Origin of the sequence: Streptomyces sp. NPDC047000 (assembly GCF_040644295.1) — a bacterium.
GTDB lineage: Bacteria > Actinomycetota > Actinomycetes > Streptomycetales > Streptomycetaceae > Streptomyces.
On record NZ_JBEYWE010000030.1, the window covers coordinates 1 to 17,013 of the forward strand.

10 protein-coding genes and 1 pseudogene are annotated in these 17,013 nt (G+C 74.9%); 9 read left to right on the plus strand and 2 right to left on the minus strand.

The genetic code is table 11. The features are described from left to right. The 3 genes and pseudogenes from ABZ862_RS32130 to ABZ862_RS32140 form a co-directional block, all read left to right on the plus strand. Positions 1-438 (plus strand): annotated as a pseudogene (locus tag ABZ862_RS32130) (2-oxoacid:ferredoxin oxidoreductase subunit beta); the annotation flags it as partial. Between the two features lie 141 nt (positions 439-579). Then, a complete protein-coding gene (locus ABZ862_RS32135) occupies positions 580-3,312 on the plus strand; it encodes a LuxR C-terminal-related transcriptional regulator (RefSeq protein ID WP_360965901.1) in 2,733 nt (910 codons plus the stop codon). A gap of 168 nt (positions 3,313-3,480) precedes the next feature. After that, positions 3,481-3,687 carry an acyl-CoA carboxylase subunit epsilon gene (locus tag ABZ862_RS32140; RefSeq protein ID WP_360965904.1) on the plus strand — a complete coding sequence of 69 codons (207 nt, stop codon included), beginning with the start codon at positions 3,481-3,483 and terminating at the stop codon, positions 3,685-3,687. A gap of 144 nt (positions 3,688-3,831) precedes the next feature. Here the strand turns inward: ABZ862_RS32140 and ABZ862_RS32145 are convergent, their stop codons facing one another. Next, complete coding sequence (locus ABZ862_RS32145) at positions 3,832-4,545, minus strand: PAS domain-containing protein (protein WP_360965907.1); 714 nt, start codon at positions 4,543-4,545, stop codon at positions 3,832-3,834. Between the two features lie 454 nt (positions 4,546-4,999). Then, positions 5,000-7,867 carry an AfsR/SARP family transcriptional regulator gene (locus tag ABZ862_RS32150; RefSeq protein WP_360965910.1) on the minus strand — a complete coding sequence of 956 codons (2,868 nt, stop codon included), beginning with the start codon at positions 7,865-7,867 and terminating at the stop codon, positions 5,000-5,002. Positions 7,868-8,250: 383 nt separating this feature from the next. On the opposite strand from ABZ862_RS32150, the gene ABZ862_RS32155 reads away from it, so the two are divergent. The 6 genes from ABZ862_RS32155 (at position 8,251) to ABZ862_RS32180 (ending at position 16,939) form a co-directional block, all read left to right on the plus strand. Then, a complete protein-coding gene (locus ABZ862_RS32155) occupies positions 8,251-10,161 on the plus strand; it encodes a fatty acyl-AMP ligase (protein WP_360965912.1) in 1,911 nt (636 codons plus the stop codon). Next, the gene (locus ABZ862_RS32160; RefSeq protein WP_360965914.1) at positions 10,155-11,975 is read left to right on the plus strand and encodes an acyl-CoA dehydrogenase family protein; all 1,821 of its coding nucleotides are present in this window, start codon (positions 10,155-10,157) and stop codon (positions 11,973-11,975) included. The genes ABZ862_RS32155 and ABZ862_RS32160 overlap by 7 nt, the downstream gene beginning before the upstream one ends. A 38-nt stretch (positions 11,976-12,013) precedes the next feature. Continuing rightward, on the plus strand, positions 12,014-12,295 hold the full coding sequence (locus ABZ862_RS32165) for an acyl carrier protein (RefSeq protein WP_360965917.1): 282 nt from the start codon (positions 12,014-12,016) through the stop codon (positions 12,293-12,295). 110 nt (positions 12,296-12,405) lie between these two features. Continuing rightward, positions 12,406-15,546 (plus strand): beta-ketoacyl synthase N-terminal-like domain-containing protein, encoded by a 3,141-nt coding sequence (locus ABZ862_RS32170; RefSeq protein WP_360965920.1) that lies wholly within the window; start codon positions 12,406-12,408, stop codon positions 15,544-15,546. Beyond that, positions 15,543-16,622: a 3-oxoacyl-ACP synthase III family protein gene (locus tag ABZ862_RS32175; RefSeq protein WP_360965923.1), complete on the plus strand. Its 1,080-nt coding sequence runs from the start codon at positions 15,543-15,545 to the stop codon at positions 16,620-16,622. The genes ABZ862_RS32170 and ABZ862_RS32175 overlap by 4 nt, the downstream gene beginning before the upstream one ends. Further along, a complete protein-coding gene (locus ABZ862_RS32180; RefSeq protein ID WP_360965926.1) occupies positions 16,622-16,939 on the plus strand; it encodes a hypothetical protein in 318 nt (105 codons plus the stop codon). Before ABZ862_RS32175 ends, ABZ862_RS32180 begins: the two co-directional genes overlap by 1 nt. The last annotated feature ends 74 nt before the right edge of the window (positions 16,940-17,013 follow it).

A 17,013-nucleotide genomic window follows, 5' to 3' on the forward strand; every position in this document is an offset into this window, starting at 1 on the left:
CTCGTCGAGATCTACCAGAACTGCAACATCTTCAACGACGGCGCCTTCGACGCCCTCAAGGACAAGCAGCAGGCCGAACAGGCACTGATCCGCCTGGAGCACGGGCAGCCCGTCCGCTTCGGCACCGACCTGTCCAAGGGCGTGGTACGCGACCGGAGCACCGGTGACCTGGAGGTCGTCGACGTGACACCCGAGAACGAAGGACGTGTCCTCGTGCACGACGCGCACGCCGCTTCGCCCGTCACCGCCTTCGCGCTGTCCCGGCTCGCCGACCCCGACACCCTCCACCACACCCCCATCGGGGTCTTCCGATCCCTCGAACGGGCCGTATACGACACCCAGATGGCCGACCAACTCGAAGCCTCCATCGAGCAGTTCGGCAAGGGAGACCTGTCGTTGCTGCTCAGGGGCAAGGACACCTGGACCGTCGCCGGCTGACACCCGCCGCCGGCCGACCGCCTCCCCCGGTACTTCCTGCCGTGCAGCCACCGGACAGCGTTGCGCGCCCCTAGGGCGCGCATATGCCTTCCTAAACTGCAGACACCAGAGCAGGGAATCCGACCGGGAGGGGGCGGGTCCATGGTGCTCCTGCACCGTGACGACGCGACCGCACGGCTCGACAAGGCGCTGCGTGCCTGCGCGGACGGCACGGCCCAGTTGGTGCTCACCGAAGGCGCTCCCGGCTGCGGGAAGACGCGCTTCCTCTGGTACGCCGCGGACACCGCCGCCGCGCAGGGCTTCACCGTGCTGCATCTCGCCGCCGACCCCGCCGGCCGGCGCCGCGACCGGGCGCTGCTGCGCCGCCTCACCGCCGTGCTCACCACCCTGTACCCCCCGGGCGAGGACGCCGCACCCGGCGGCGGGTTCGGTGACCTGCTCACCGCCGCCTGCGCCCGCGGACCCGTGGCCCTGTGCGTCGACGACGTGCAGTACGCCGACCGCGGCTCGCTCGACGAACTCCTGCGCCTCGCCCACGCGTTGCGCGGCGCGCCCCTGATCACCGTGCTGACCCGCTCCCCGCACCACCGTTCCGACGGCGCCGGACTGCACACCGAACTGCTGCGCCACCCGGGGTTCGTCCGCATCCCGCTCGCCCGCCTCGATGTCCGCGACACCGCCGAACTGGCCCGCTTCTGGGGCATGGCCGTGCCCGCCGACGCCGCCTTACGCCTCCACCGCCTCAGCGGCGGCAACCCGCTCCTGGTGCGCGCCCTCCTCGCCGAGACGGCCGGTGCCACCGGCAGCCCCGCCGATACGAGCGGATCCGACGGCGCCGGGCCCGATCCCGAGCCCGGCGGCCCCTTCTCCGAGGCGTTCGTGACCTGCGTACGGCGCTGCGGTCCCGCCGCCCGGCGGCTCGCGCTCGCGCTCGCCGTGCTCGGACCGCAGGCCGACCTGCCCCGCGCCGCCCGCCTCGCCCGCCTCGGTGCCGACGCCGCCGTACGCGCGCGGAACGTACTGCGGGCCGCCGGGCTCGTCACCGACACCGGCCGGCTCCCGCACCCCGTCGCCGAGTCCGCCGTCCTCGCCACGCTGCCCGCCGAGCAGCGCCGGGCGATGCACCGGGACGCCGCCCGGGTGCTCCACCACGCGCTGGCCGAACCGGTCCTCGTGGCACGCCAGTTGCTCGCCGCCGGGGCCGCCGCGCACGACTGGGAGATCCAGGCGCTGCGGGACGCCGCCCCGTACGAACCGGGCCCCGCCACCGGACTCGACGGCGCCCAGGCCTTTCTGCGGCTGGCCCGCGCGGGGTGCCGCGACGAGCCGACCCGGCACCGGGTCACCCTGCAACTCGCCTCCTACACATGGCGGTTGCATCCCGCCGCCGCCCACCGGCTGCTCGACGAGCCGTACGCGGCCCTGCGCGCCGGACAGCTCTCGCCCGCCGACGCCGGCTGGCTCGCCAGGCTGCTCGCCGCCCAGGGACGGGTCGCGGAGGCCGACGAAGCCCTCGCGCACGCCGATCCCGACGTCCGCCCCGCGCCCGACGGGCTGCCGCTCCGGCTGCTCGGCACCGGATCGCCCGGCACCCACGACCGGCCCGGCGGGCAGCCGGCGCGGGCCGCCGCCCGGTGGCTGGTCCCGGGCAGCCGCGACGATGTCGGCGCTGCCGAACGGCAGCTCGACGAGACCCCGTTGACGCCGGCCACCTACGAGTCCGTCAGCCGCGCCCTGCGTACGCTCGTGCATCACCGGCCGTACCGGGCCGCCGCCTGGTGCGCCCGGCTCGCGGCGCAGCCCCTCACCCGGGAGGCCCCGGGCTGGCAGGCCGCGTTCGCCACCGCCCACGCCGACGCCCTGCTGCGGCTCGGCGACCTCGACGGCGCCCGGCGCGCCGCCGCCTCCGCGATCGACCTGCTCGGCGGCCGGGGAGGCCCGTTCCTGCTGGCCCCGCTCGCCCTGCTGGTGCAGGCGCTCACCGAACAGGGCGAGTACGCCGCGGCCGCCGTCCATCTGCACCCCACGCTGCCCGGTGAGCCGTACTCCACCGTGCACGCCCTCGCCTTCCTGCGCGCCCGCGGCCGTCACGCGCTGGCCACCGGGCGGCCCCAGGCGGCCCTCGACGAGTTCCTGGAAGCCGGCCGCATCGCCGGACGCTGGGGCGCCGACCAGCCCGACCTGCTGCCCTGGCGCACCGACGCCGCCGAGGCCCTGCTCGCCCTCGGGCGGCCCGCCGAGGCCCAGGCCCTGATCGCCGACCAGCTCGCCCTACCGGTCGGTACCGGGGCACGGGTGCGCGGAGTGACGCTGCGGCTCAGCGCCGCCACCGCCGAACCCCGGCGCCGCGTCGCTCTCCTCGCCGACGCGGTCGAGGAGCTGCGCGACTACGGCGACCGCCTCGAACTCGCCCGCTGCCTCGCGGATCTGGGCGGCGCGCTGCGGCTGAGCGGCGAGGGCAACCGGGCCGGGACCGTCATCCGGCGGGCCTGGCAGCTGGCGGCGGACTGCGGCGCCGTACCGCTGCGGGAGCGGATCCGGCCGACCACGGGGGCCGAGCGGGCCCCGGAGCTGCCGGAGCTTCCGGAGCGGCCGGGGCAGCCGGAACAGTCGGAGCGGCTGGGAGGGGCGGAGGCTGTGGCGGAGGCTGTCCGCCGGGGTGGGGACGACGTCCGGCTCAGCGGTGCCGAGGAGCGGGTCGCCGCCCTCGCCGCGCACGGGCACACCAACCGCGAGATCGCGGCCAGGCTCTTCGTCAGCGCCAGCACCGTCGAGCGCCATCTCACCTGCGTCTACCGCAAGCTCGGCATCGCGCGCAGGCAGGACCTGCCGCTGGAGCTGCGGATGGGTGCCTTCGAGCCCGCCGAGGGCTGAGCAGCCCCTGGGGGCCCTGCGGGGAACCCCTGTGCGTCGCCGACCCGCGTGCCGCGCACGTTACCCGTGCCCGTGCTGGTTCCCGTGCTCGTTCAACGGATCTCCAGTCGGCCGCGAGAGCGCGTGGAGAGCCGTGCCACACAGTGTCCGTGAGACTGAAGGAGAACCATGGACCTGGTGAATGACGGGGGTGGCGCGTCCGCGCTGCGGGTCGAGCGCGGGCAGGCCAGCGAGGAGGAACTGGCGGCGATCACCGTCGTCCTGCTCGCCCTGCGCGCGGGCGGTACGACGGACGCCGGCGGCAGGCCGGGAGCGGGGCGTGCCCGCTGGCGCAACGGCCCGGACACCTACAAGGCACCGCACAGCTGGCGGTGAGTGGCCGGAAACCGACGGTGCGTGCGGACGGTGGCCCCGTGCCCCTACGGGGCCGTCCGCTCGGCGGTGGGACAGGAACCCGGACGAGGAACCCGGACACCGGGGCGGACGCAAACGTTTCGGCTACCGAACGTCCGCGCGCGCTTACTTGATGAACTCCGGCGGCACCCGCGGCGGCCACTGGCCCACCGTCAGCATGCCCAGCGAGTGCGCCCGTGCGACCAGCGCCGCCCGGTTCGGGGCCTTGAGGTTCCTGAGCATCAGCCCGACGTGGTACTCCACGCCCTGGCGGCTCAGGTAGAGCCGTGCGGCGAGCTGCACGGTGGAGGCACCCGCGGCGACCCCCTCCAGGACCTGCGCGTCGAGCTTGCTCAGCAGCCGCTCCTTGGGGTGCGCGGCGGGCTCCGCGCCGCCCGGCGCGCCCGCGCCCTCCTGGTCGGGGCGCACCTGGACGACGATGCCCGCGAGGTCCCCGCTGGTGTCGTGCACCGCGATCCCGGTCAGCCCGGCGGAGAACACCCGGCCCGCGCCGTTCAGCCCCACCATGCGCTCGTCGAAGCGGTTGCAGCGGCCTTCGGACAGCCGGGCGAAGTGCCGGTCGAGGTAGGTCGGGGAACTCGGGTGGAGCAGCTCGTAGAGGCTGCGGCCGCAGGTGTCGGCCGCGGTCCGCCCGAACTGCCGGGCGAAGTCGGGCTCGGCCGCGACGATCTGCCGCTCGGGGTCGAGGTGGGCGGTGTAGGTGCGCCGGTCGCCCGGCGGCAGGGGCCGGACGGAGTGCGTGTACCGGTGTCCGACTGCGGCGCGCGGCGTGGTGATCCGGTGGTCGGCGGGCAGGACATCTGTGATACGAGTGGTCATTTCGTACCGCTTTCTGTTTCCACATCCACGTACGGGGCACAGTGCTTGCCGCCTTGCACGGCCGGCCTTCGCGCAACACCGGGCGAGGGCCGGGGATCAAGGAGCGGGCCTGGTTCTCGTCGTCTCGCAGTCCCCTCGTCCGATCGGGGACGGGAAGGGACTTTTACGACTCCACCACCGGCCGCTTGTGGTTTCGTTGTGCCGGGCATGCGGTTCTCTTTCGGCCACCGTTCACTGCTCAACTACAAGGGCGGGGCAAGCGAGCGGCCCTGCTGGGCTGGGCGGGACCACCTGGCACGGGTGACCGAACGCCGTACTCCGGCCACGCGCTGTCACACCGGAAGTGAGAAAGGCGGTTCCGCGCCGCCCTCGCGACGCGGAACCGCCAACGTTGTCAGCGCGCCGGTCGTGGATCCGGGGACCCGCGGCCCGGGGTGCGCGGTGCCGTACGCGTTCAGTCCAGGCAGGGCACCAGCCGCCACACCCCCGGCCGGACCTCGGACCAGCCCTCCGGGCGGTGGCCCCGGCCGCTGACCCGGTCCAGCCAGCGCTGGGCGTACGACTCCAGGTGCGGGTCGCTGAGCGCCGCCGCCATGTCCAGGCAGTCCGCGAAGTGCGCCCCGGCGGCGTCCGGGCCGGCGTTCTCCAGCGCCAGCAGCCCGAGCGCGCGGTGTGCCTCGTAGCGGCCCCGCGGGTCGTCGGCCACGGCGTCCAGGGCGGGGGAGAGCAGCGTCGCCGCCTCCTCCAGACCGCCCGCGTCCAGTTGCAGATCGGCGAGCCCCACCAGCGCCCGGCCCCGCTCCACGGTCGCCGGTGCCGCGTCCGCCGTCAGCAGGGCCCGCTCGTAGAACTCGCCCGCCGCCACCAACTGCCTCCGCTGCCAGGCCAGATCACCGAGCGAGCGCAGCAGCCGCGCCTCGGCCGCCAGGTCCTCCTGCTGGCGCGCGGCGTCCAGGGCCAGGGTGTGGCAGGTGTCCCAGGCGTCCCAGGACGCCCGCGCCTCCAGGAACTCCGTCATGGCGTCGGCCAGTTCCATGGTCTGCGCCCACAACCCGACCGCGTGACACTGCCGTACGACGTCCACCAGGCCCTTCTCCCGGCTGCTGAACCACTCCAGCGGATGCGGCGCGTCGGGCTTGGTGCCGGCGTGGGCCGCGCGCAGCTGCGCGGTGAACTCGGCCGCCAGCCGCGCCGTCGCCGAGCGCGCCTCCGCCGCCGGGCTCTCGGAGGCCAGGCACTCCAGTGCCAGCAGCCGCCACAGCGGGTGCAGCCGGTAGTGCGTGCCGTGCTCCGGACCGCTCGCCACCCGGCGCAGCAACTGGGCCCCGACCAGCGCGTTGAGCACGTCCACGGTCTTCGCGACGTCCTCGCCGAGCACCGCGGCGGCGCCCCGCGGGCAGAACGGCCCCGCCGGCAGCAGCCCCAGCAGCCGGAACGCGTGCCGCAGCACCGGCTCGGTCTCCTCGTAGCCGGAGCGCAGCCGCGCGTGGAAACCGGGCGCCGCCGCGCTCAGCTCGGCCAGCCGCCGCTGCTCGCTGCGCAGCCGGGCCGCCAGCATCTCGGTGCCCCAGTGCGGCCGCGAGGCCAGCCGGGCGGCCGCCGCGCGCAGCGCCAGCGGCAGCCCCTCGCACAGGGCGGCGATCTCCCGTACCGCCGCCTCGCCGCCGTGCTGCGGGATCAGCCGTCCGGCCGCCGCGGTGAACAGCTGCCGTGCCTCGTCCTGGGGCAGCACGTCGAGTTCGAGCACCCGGTCGGTCAGGCCCTCGGGCAGCCGGCGGCAGGTGAGGAGCGCGGTGCTGCCCGGGGTGTCCGGCAGCAGCGCCCGTACCTGCTCGGCGGACTCGGCGCCGTCCAGGATCAGCAGCAGACGCCGCCCCTCGGTGAGCCGGTGCAGGACGCCGCGCAGTCCGTCCTCGTCGGCGGGCAGCGGTCCCGGTGCCTCCAACTGGTGCAGCAGCCGGGTCAGCGCGGTCGCCGGGTCGGGGGGCTGGGAGGCGTCGATCTCCAGGAACACCCTTCCGTCCGGGAAGAGTTCGGCCAGGGTGTGACCCGCGGCGACGGCGAGCGCGGTCTTGCCGATCCCGGCGGCGCCGGTCACCGCCGCGCAGCCGCCGGGGGGCACGTCACGCAACAGGACGCCCAGCTGGTCCAGTTCGTCGGGCCGGCCGGTGAACGCCGGGTCGCGGGGCGGTATGTGGTCGAGGGGGAGGACCGGTGACACGGGGTGAGGAAGGTGTGCGGGGCGCGGGGGGTCCTGGGGGTGGCGTCGCCGGGTGTCCGCGGCGGACCTCTCCGGTACGGCGGTGACGGCGGACGTCGGTGTCCGCGGCCGCGTCTGTGCCGATTCCTGTGCCTGCGCTAGAGCGGGGGTTGCGGCGCTCGTGCCGGGGACCTGGTGCGGTTCCGGTTCCGGGTGCGGGGCGGGTGCCGGAAGCGGTACCGGCATCGGCTCCGCACCCGGCGCCGTGATGGTGGGGCCCGCGGCCGGTACCCGCTCCCGTTCCGCCTCGGACCGCGTGCCCGCCGCACCCGCCGTCCGTACCGCGCCCGACGGATACAGCAGTTCCGGGTCCCCGGCGAGGATCCGCTGGTGCAGCCGCTGGAGCTGCGCTCCCGGCTCTATGGCCAGCTCGGCCACCAGGCTGCGGCGCAGCTGGGCGAAGATGCGCAGCGCGTCGGCCTGCCGTCCGGCCCGGTACAGGGCCGTCATCAGCAGCATGTGGAACTCCTCGCGCATCGGCATCTCGGCCACCGCGGAGTGGAGTTCGCCGATCAGCTGCTGATGGCGGCCGAGCTGGAGCTCGGCGCGGAGCCGCTGCTCGAGGGCGGCCGCGCGCATCTCGCCGAGCCGTACCGAGGTGCGGGCGAGCAGCGGGCCGTGCGGGGTGTCGGAGGCCAGCGGGGCGCGCCACAGCCGGAGGGCGCGGCGCTGGAGGTCGGCCGCGGCCGCCGCCTCGCCGCGCAGCAGCGCCGCCTGGCCGCTCTGGTGCAGTTCCTCGAACACCACCAGGTCGAGCTGCGCCGGGTCCAGGTACAGCGCGTAGCCGGGCGGTCGGGTGACGAGCGCGTCCCGGCCGTACTCGGGATCGGCGGCGTCCAGCAGTTTACGCAACTGGGAGACGTAGACCTGGAGGGTGGTGGTCGCGGTGCGCGGCGGGTTCTCGCCCCACAGTTCGTCGATGAGGTGGTCCACCGCGACGATCTCGTTCGGCCGGACCAGTAAAGTGGCCAGCACCACGCGGATCTTGGCCGCCTTGGGCCGGAGCGGTTCGGCCGCTCTGGACGAGGTGATCTCCAGTGGACCCAGGATCCGAAAACGCATGTTCCCACCCTCTTCTCGGTCGCGCGCCGGTCGGCGGGATCGGACGGCTGCGGGCTTCTTCGGGTTCCCGGGCTTCCCGGGTCCTGCCTGGCCCGCCGCGCCGCCCGCTCGGGGCTGCCTCGGTGGAGGTCCGACGACGGAGACGACGGATATGACGGATACAACGGATGTGGCGGATACGACGGTTCGTGGTGCGTCAGGTCGTTTCCGTGTCCCAATGTAGGCGTCGGCCACACCCCAGAATCGGACAGCCGTACCCCTGATTTCCGTGAAGCGGGTTGTATTGCAAGCCGCGCTTTAGCCCTTGATCCCACGATGGTTGCGCTTCGGCGGCAGAGGGGTGTCCTGTGCCCCGCTTCGTACGCACCATGAGGGGGCTGACGTTGACCGCTGCATTCACCACCTTCACCCGGCGGCTGCAGGAACGCGCTGCCACGCTCGGTGACGCCGACGCCCTGGTGTTCCTGCGCGACGGCGCGGACCGGGGGCACCGTCCGGCCGCCGCGGACCCCGGCGTGAGCGCGGGTGCCGAGCACCTGACGTACGCCACGCTCGACCGCCGGGCCCGCGCCCTCGCCGTACGGCTGCGCGAACACGGCGCGGAGGGGCGGCCGGTGCTGCTGCTGTACCCGCCCGGTCCCGAGTTCCTCGTCGCGTTCGCGGGCTGCCTCTACGCCGGTGCGGTCGCCGTGCCCGCGCCGCTGCCCGGTGACCGGGGCGAGCGGCTGCAACGGGTGTCGGGCATCCTCAAGGACACCCTGGCCCGGCTGGTGCTGACCGACACGGCGCACGCCGCGGACACCTCGCTGTGGCTGGCCGTGTCCGGCGGCGGAGAAACGGTTTGTCTGGCCACCGACATCGATACCGGCCTCCCCGGCGCCGCCGGCAGCGGTCCGGACGCGGACGACTGGCGTCCGCCGGCCACCGGCCCGGACGACCTCGCCTTCCTCCAGTACACCTCCGGCTCCACCAGCAAGCCCCGCGGCGTGATGGTCACCCACCGCAATCTGATGGCCAACCAGGCGGCGCTGCAACGCCTGCTGGGGACGACCGCCGAGGACCGCTTCGGCAACTGGCTGCCGCACTACCATGACATGGGACTCATCGCCCATCTGCTGCACCCCCTCTACCTGGGCACCGCCGCCGTGCAGATGGCCCCCGCCGCCTTCATCAAACGGCCGGTCGGCTGGCTGCGCGCCTTCGGGGAGTACGGCCTGACCGTCGGCGGCGGCCCCAACTTCAGCTACGACCTCTGCACCCGCCGTGTCACCGACGCCCAGCTCGACGAACTCGACCTGTCCGGCTGGCGGCTGGCCCTGTGCGGCGCGGAACCGGTGCGCGCCCGCACCCTGGACGCCTTCGCCCGCCGCTTCGCCCCCGCCGGGCTGCGCGCCAGCAGCCTCTACCCCGGCTACGGCCTCGCCGAGGCCACCCTCGCCGTCTCCGGCGGCCGGCCGGGCCTCCCCGCCGGCCGGCTGACGGTCGACGCGGCCGGCCTCGAACACGACGAACTCCGTCCGCCCGCCGCCGGCCGGCCCATCCGCACGCTCGTCGGCGCCGGCCGGATCCTCGACGACGACTTCGATCTGCGGGTCGTCGACCCGGTGGCCTGCGCCGAGATGCCGCCCGGCCGGGTCGGGGAGATCTGGCTGCGCGGCGCCAGCGTCGCCCGGGGCTACTGGCACCGCCCGCTGGAGACCGACGACACCTTCCGCGCCACGCTGGCCGGCACCCCGGGCGAGTTCCTGCGCACCGGCGACCTCGGCGTCGTCGACGACGGCGAGCTCTACATCACCGGGCGCCTCAAAGAGGTCGTCATCCTCAACGGGCGCAACATCTACCCGCAGGACGTGGAGTGGGCGATCCGCGAGGTCGGGCCCGCCCTCGGCACCGGGCACGGCGCCGTGTTCACCGTCGGCGCCGACCGCGAGCAGCTCGTCGTCGTCCAGGAGGCCCGCGTCCCGCGCCAGGACGCCGACCGGCTGCGCGACCTCACCCGCGCCGTCCAGACCCTCGTCGGCCAGGACTTCGACGTCCCGGCCGGCAACGTCGTCCTGGTGCGGCCCGGCACCGTACGCCGTACCACCAGCGGGAAGGTCCAGCGCACCCTGATGCGCAGCCTGTTCCTCGCCGGTGAGATCACCCCCCTGTACGAGGTCCTCGACCCGGCCGTGCGCGACCTGATCACCGCCTCCTCGGCGACCGCCGGGTCTCCGGCGACCGCCGTCCCCGCCACGGAGGCCGAGGACGCCCCCGCCGCCGCCCACGACATGGTGCGGAGCACCCGATGGTGACCTCCGCGTCTCCGTCCGCGCTGCTCACCCAGCCCCTGCCGGCCGGCTCACCGCCCGGCACCTCCCCCGGCTCCCCGGCCGGCGGTGGAACGGCGGCGGAGCGTGTCGCGCGCATCGAGACGCTGCTCGGCGACCCCACCGACCCCGGCAACCCGGTCGGCCACATCGCGCTGCTGCGCGCCGACCGGCGGGCCGTGCTGTCCGCCGACGCCGAGGCGCTGCTCGACGACTTCGGCATGAACCGCGAGTTCGTGCCGGTCCGCCTCGGTGGCCGCTTCGACTCCGCCGAGACCCTGCTGCGGCTGATGCGGCCCGTGTTCCGGCGCGACGTGGCGCTCGGCGCGGGCTACGGCATGACCACCTTCATGGCCGCCTCCGACGTCTGGATGACCGGCACCGCCGACCAGCAGAACTGGCTGGCCGCACTGCTGCTCGCCGGTTCCAAGGCGGCCATCGCCCAGCACGAGACCGCCCACACCAACGACTTCGTACGCAGCGGGGTACGCGCCCGCGGCCACCCCGGCGGACTGTCCGTCACCGGCGCCAAGCCGATCATCAACAACCTGCACCGCTCCGACGCCCTCGTGCTGTTCTGCCGTACCGGACCGGAGACCGCCCCCGGGGCCGCGACCGTCGCGGGCAGCCACTCCGCGCTGCTCCTCGACCCGCACACCCTGCCCCCCGACCGCTACCGGGTCACCCGCCGGCCCGCCGTCCTCGGCCTGCGCGGCTGCTACTTCGCCGGGGTCGAGCTCGACGAGTGCGTCGTCCCGTACGACACCCTGCTCGGTCCGCTCGGCGGCGGCGCCGCCACCGCGCTGCGCTCCTTCCAGGTCAGCCGCACCCTCATGGCGTCCCTGGTGTCGGCCGCCGTCGACACCGGGCTGCGCACCGCCGTCTCGGTCGACCGCAGCCACCGCCCCGGCCGCGGCGGAGCCGACCCCGCCGACCCGCAGCACACCGCGGGCACCCTCGCCGGGGCCTTCGTCAACCTGCTCGTCTACGACTGCCTCGCCGTCGTCGCCACCCGGGCACTGCACCTGCTGCCCGCCGAGACCAGCGTCTACTCCGCCGCCATCAAACTGCTCCTGCCCCAGGTGCTCAGCGACACCATGTACGACCTCGCGACCGTCCTCGGCTCGCAGATCTACACCCGGGAAGGCACCGTCGGGATCTTCCAGAAGCACATCCGCGACGTGCCCGTCGTCAGCCTCGGCCACGCCGGCACCGTCGCCTGCCAGGCCACCATCATCCCGCAACTGCGCTCCCTCGCCGAGGACTCCTGGTTCGCCGGGACCGAGGCGCCCGCCGAGCTGTTCCGGCCCGGCGCGCCCCTGCCACCGTTCGACTACGGCCGTCTCGCCCTGGCCTGCGGCCGCGACAGCGTCAGCGCCACCCTCCTCGCGGTCGCGGGCTCCCTGCCCGGCGCCGACCCCGTCGAGCGGGCCCTGCGCACCCTGGCCGAACAGATGATCGCCGAACTGCACGAACTGCGCGGCCGGGTGCTCGCCCTGCCGCCGCTGAGCGCCGACCAGCCGGTCGGCCCCGCCTGGTTCGCGCTGACCGACCGCTACGTGCTGCTGCTGGCCGCCGCCGGTGTCCTCGGGGTCTGGCACCACAACCGGGGCGGCCCCGACCCCTTCCTCGCCGACCCGGCCTGGGCCGTCGCGGCCCTGCACCGCATCGCCCAGCGCCTGGGGATCCCCGCCGTCGAACTGCCCGCCGAGTGCACCGCGCGCGTGCACCGGGAGGTCCTGGCCCGCTACGGCGACCGGCGCAGCTTCGACCTGTACAACACACCGATTCCGGGCTGAGCGAGGGCCCGCAGCATCAGAACAAGGAGCCTTCAGGGATGAGCCCCTCCCCGCCCCGGCACACCGAGGTCCCGCTCCAGCAGTGGCTGACCACGCATCTCGCGGTCTACCTGGACCGGCTGCCCGAGAGCATCGAGGCGACGGTGCCCCTGGCCGAGTACGGCATGGACTCGGTGTGCGCGCTGAGCCTGTGCGGCGACATCGAGGACGACTTCGGCATCGTCGTCGAGCCGTCGCTGGCCTGGGACCATCCGACGGTCGCCCAGCTCGCCGCCTACCTGGTGACACGCGGCGCCGACCTCGAACGGGGGAAGCGGTGAACGCGGGGGCAGCCGGGGTCGGGGGCGAAAGTACGGGGGCCGACACGGCCGGTGCCGTTGCCGACGCTTCGGCCGGCGCTGCTGCGGGGCCCGCGGAGGCCGGGGTTGCCGTGGGTGCGGCCGGTGCCGAGGCGGAAAGCCGGGCCGCCACCGACGCCGTCGGCGATGACGGCACTGCGGTGCGGCCCGGTGTCGTGGCCGGGGCCGTGGCGATCGTCGGGCTGGACTGTGTCTTCCCCGGGGCGCAGGACGCCGAGGCGTACTGGGATCTGCTGATGCGGGGCGGCGACGCCGTCGGGCCGCTGCCGTCCGACCGCGGCGGGCCCGGGTTCGACGACGGGGTGCGCGGCGGATTCGTCGACGCCGTCAGCGTCTTCGACAACGACTTCTTCGCCATCGCCTCCCGCGAGGCCGCCGCCATGGACCCGCAGCAGCGGCTGCTGCTGCAATGCGCCTGGCGGGCCCTGGAGGACTCCGGCCGGGCCCCCTCCACCCTGGCCGGCAGCGACACCGGGGTCTTCGTCGGCGTGATGGGCAGCGAGTGGGCCCAGCTCCACATGGGCGACTACGCGCACATCACCCCGCAGCTCGGCGTCGGCAGCAGCGCCGGTATGACCGCCAACCGGATCTCCTACCACCTCGATCTGCGCGGCCCCAGCCTCGCCGTGGACACCGCCTGCTCGTCCTCCCTGGTCGCCGTCCACCTCGCCGTCAACTCGCTGCTGTCCGGGGAGTGTTCGACGGCACTCGCGGCGGGCGTCAACGTGGTGCTCACCCCCGCGCTCGGCATGGTCTACCAGCAGATGGGACTGCGCGCCCCGGACGGCCGCTGCAAACCGTTCAGCGCCGACTCCGACGGCATCGGCCGCAGCGACGGCGCCGGTGTCGTCGTACTGCGCCGTCTGGAGGACGCGCTCGCCGACCGCCAGCGCGTCTACGCCGTCATCCGCGGCACCGCCGTCAACCAGGACGGCCGCAGCAACGGCGTCACCGCGCCCAGCCGCTGGTCGCAGCAGGCGGTGGTGGCCGCCGCGTACCGCAGGGCGCGCATCGCGGCGGACCGGGTCCGCTTCATCGAGGCGCACGGCACCGGCACCGTGCTCGGCGACCTCATCGAGTGCGCCGCCCTCGGCGAGGTGCACGCCGTACCCCGTGAACAGCCCTGCGCCATCGGCTCGGTGAAGGGCAACATCGGCCACACCGAGGGCGCCGCGGGCATCGCCGGACTCATCAAGACCGCCCTCGCCCTGCACCACCGCATCGTGCCCGCCAGCCGCTTCGCCGCCCGCGAGAACCCCCGGCTCCGGCTCGCGGAACGGGGACTGGCGCTGCTCAAGGCACCGCTCAGGCTGCCGCCCGGCGAAGTCCTCGCCGGAGTCAGCAGTTTCGGCATGGGCGGCACCAACGCGCACGCCGTCCTCGCCTCCGCGCCCCGGGTACCGGTCACCGCCGCACGCGGCCCCGCCGGCGCCGGGGTGTTCACCCTCTCCGCCGACACGCCCGAGGCGCTGCGCCGCAACCTCGCCGCACAGGCCGACGCCCTCACCCGGCGCCCGCGCGGCGACGCCGCCTCCGTCTGCTGGACCAGCAACCAGGCCAAGACCGGACTGCCCTACCGCGCCGCGTTCACCGTCCGCGACACCGTCGATCTCGCCGCCGCGCTGCGCACCGCCGCCGGGGACGACGAACAGACCTGGGCCCGGGTCACCGACCGCGCCCTGCGCCCTCCGGTCATCGCCTTCCTCTATCCCGGGCAGGGCGGCCAGGAGCCGGGCACGACCGCCGTCCTCTACCGCGAATCCGCCGTCTACCGGCGCCATCTGGACGAGGCCGACGACGTACTGCGCCCGCACACCGGCCGCTCGGTGCGCGATCTGATCATCGCCGCCGACCCCGAGATCCACCGCCCCCGCTGGGCCCGGCCCGCCCTGTTCGCCGTCGCCCACGCCCTCACCGCCACCCTCGCCGACCTGGGGGTGGTCCCCGACGCCGTCCTCGGCCACGGCACCGGCGAACTCGCCGCCGCGGTGGCCGCCGGGGTGCTGACCCTGGAGGACGCGGCCCGCCTCGCCGTGGCGCACGGCACCGTCGCCGACGCCCTGCCCGCGTGCGCCGCGCTCGCCGTCCGCGGCTCGCGCGAGGAGATCGCCGACGTCCTCGCCGCCCACCCCGGTATCACCCTCGCCGCGGTCGACGGCCCCCGTGACCTCGTCCTCGCGGGCCCCCACGGGCTGCTGACCCAGGCCGCGCGGGCGCTCGACGCGCTCGGGGTGGGCAGCAGCCCGCTGCCCGGCCGCCACGTCGGCGCCGGTGCGGCGGGCGACGCCGACGCGGCGCGGATCGCCGAGCTCGCGGGCCCGGTGACCGCCGCCCCGGCCCGTATCGTGCTGGCCTCCGCCGCGCAGGGCCGGCTGCTCGAGGACGAGCTCCCGGACACCGGGTACTGGGCCGGGCTCGCCACGGCACCCGTGCGGTTCGGCGACGCGCTGGCCGCCCTCGTCACCGGCACCGCCCCGACCTGCCTGGTCGAACTCGGCCCCGCCCCGCACCTGCTGCGCACCGCCGAACGCGCGGGGCTGCCCGCGGGCATCCGCCTGCTGCATCCCGCCCCGGGCCGCGCCGCCGGGCACACCGAACTCGCCCAGATGATGGGCGAGTTGTACCTCAGCGGGGTCGAGCCCAGCTGGGACGCCCTCTACGAACCGGGCCGCCGCCGCACCGAGCGCCTCGCACCGTACGTCTTCTCCGACGCCCGCCGGTTCCGGCACACGGTGCCGGGTGCGCCGGGTGCGCCGAACGTGCCGAACCAGCGGACGACGGTGGCTCCGGTGACCGCGTCGGTCACCGCGACGGTGAACTCTTCGGCGAGCGCTCCGGTGAGTGCTTCGGGTACGGCACCGGCTGCCGTTCCGGCGGTTCCGGCTGCTCCGGTGGCTCCGGAGGTGGAGAGGCCGCCCGCCGTGACGGTCGCCGCCCCCGCCCCCTGCGCCCCGGACGCCGCGCTGTCCGTCGTCGTGGAGGCGGTCATGGAGATCGGCGCGTACCCGCGCGAGCAGGTCGGCACCGACACCCGCATCTACGAGGACCTGGGCTTCGACTCCGTGATGATCATGCAGCTGAAGAACCGCCTGGAGCAGCGGCTGCCGCCCTCCGGAGGGATCACCGTGCAGCAACTGCTGCCTGCGCTGAAGTCGGTGGGCACGCTGGCCGCGTTCGTACGAGAGCTGACCGGTTCGGAGGTCACCGCATGACCGGCACCGTCGGACCCACCGCACCCCCGCCGTCCCCGCCCGCCCTGATGCACATCGCCGGCACCGGCAGCGCGCTGCCCGGCGAGCCCGTCGACAACGCGGCCCTCAGCGGGGTCTTCGGGATCAGCGAGGACTGGATCGACATCTTCGTCGGCACCCGCACCCGGCACTTCGGCTGGGACGCGGCGAGCGGGAAGGTCACCCACACCCTGGCCGACCTGTGTGCCGAGGCCGCCGGACGGGCGCTGGCCGCCTCCGGGCTGGGCCCCGCCGACCTGGACTTCCTCATCCTGTCCACCGCGACCCCGGACGCCCTGCTGCCGTCCACCGCCACCGAGACCGCCGACTACCTGGGCCTCAACCAGTTGCCCGTCCACCAGATCCAGGCCGGCTGCTCCGGTGCCGTACAGGCCCTCGACCTGGCCCGTGCCCTGCTGGCGGGCGGTCACCGGACGGGCCTGGTGGTGTCCGGCGACGTCTCCGCCCGCTTCCTGCGGCACGGCCAGGACGCCGCCGAACTGGCCACCCAGGAACTGGTCAACTACGTGCTGTTCGGCGACGGCGCCGGGGCCGCGGTGGTGACGACGGAGCCGTACGACGACTCGGCGGTGGCCGTACGCGCCCTGCTGCACCGTTTCGCCGGGCGGGGCCGTGCGCCCGGGCAGATCGTGAACTGGCGCGGCCTCGCCGAGACCGAACCGGACCGGCCGATGCTCTTCGAGGACTACAAGACCATCGAGGAGCAGGTCCCCGCCCTCACCGGCGAGATCGTGTGGGAACTGCTCGACTCGGCGGGCTGGAGCGCGCAGCAGCTCGACTATCTGCTGCCGCCGCAGCTGTCGGGGCACATGACCGACCGTATCGTCGCCGGGCTCGGACTGCCGCCGGGGTGCCGCGAGGTGTCCTGCGTCCGCGACACCGGCAACACCGGCAACGCCCTGCCGCTGCTGCAGCTCGACCTGCTGTCGGACCGGCTGGCCCCGGGGGAGCGGGCGCTGGCGGTGTCGGTGGAGTCCAGCAAGTGGATCAAGACGGGGCTGGCCCTGGAACGCCCCGCGCAGACAGGACGGCCCTGATGGACGATGCCCGGCACACCCTCCGCGACGTCTACGACACCGGCCAGCTGGCCGTCTCCTGCCCGGCGACGGCGGGCCTGCTGGCGTGGCTCGCGCTGTCGGTGGCGATACAGCCGACCGCGAGCCCACCCCGGCCGGACCGCCGGCCATCGGACCACCGTGCGCCGGACCACCGTGCGCCGGACCACCGCCCGCCGGACCATCGGCCATCGGACCACCGGCCGGACCAGCGTCCCGTGCGGGGCCCGGACGACCTCGCGCCTGCGCCCGCCCGCGTCCGCTCCTCCGCGCCCGCACGCAACGGGGTGAACCGGTGAACGCCACCCCGGCCGCCTGCCGTGGTGCGGTCCGGTCCCGGCGCGCGGTTCCCGTCCGTCAGGTGCCCGGTGAA

Excerpts from the sequence above, each read along its gene's own strand:
- ABZ862_RS32135 (WP_360965901.1), top strand. The coding sequence starts at position 580 with ATGGTGCTCCTGCACCGTGACGACGCGACCGCACGGCTCGACAAGGCG.
- ABZ862_RS32140 (WP_360965904.1), top strand. The coding sequence starts at position 3,481 with ATGGACCTGGTGAATGACGGGGGTGGCGCGTCCGCGCTGCGGGTCGAG.
- ABZ862_RS32145 (WP_360965907.1), bottom strand. The coding sequence starts at position 4,545 with ATGACCACTCGTATCACAGATGTCCTGCCCGCCGACCACCGGATCACC.
- ABZ862_RS32150 (WP_360965910.1), bottom strand. The coding sequence starts at position 7,867 with ATGCGTTTTCGGATCCTGGGTCCACTGGAGATCACCTCGTCCAGAGCG.
- ABZ862_RS32160 (WP_360965914.1), top strand. The coding sequence starts at position 10,155 with ATGGTGACCTCCGCGTCTCCGTCCGCGCTGCTCACCCAGCCCCTGCCG.
- ABZ862_RS32165 (WP_360965917.1), top strand. The coding sequence starts at position 12,014 with ATGAGCCCCTCCCCGCCCCGGCACACCGAGGTCCCGCTCCAGCAGTGG.
- ABZ862_RS32175 (WP_360965923.1), top strand. The coding sequence starts at position 15,543 with ATGACCGGCACCGTCGGACCCACCGCACCCCCGCCGTCCCCGCCCGCC.
- ABZ862_RS32180 (WP_360965926.1), top strand. The coding sequence starts at position 16,622 with ATGGACGATGCCCGGCACACCCTCCGCGACGTCTACGACACCGGCCAG.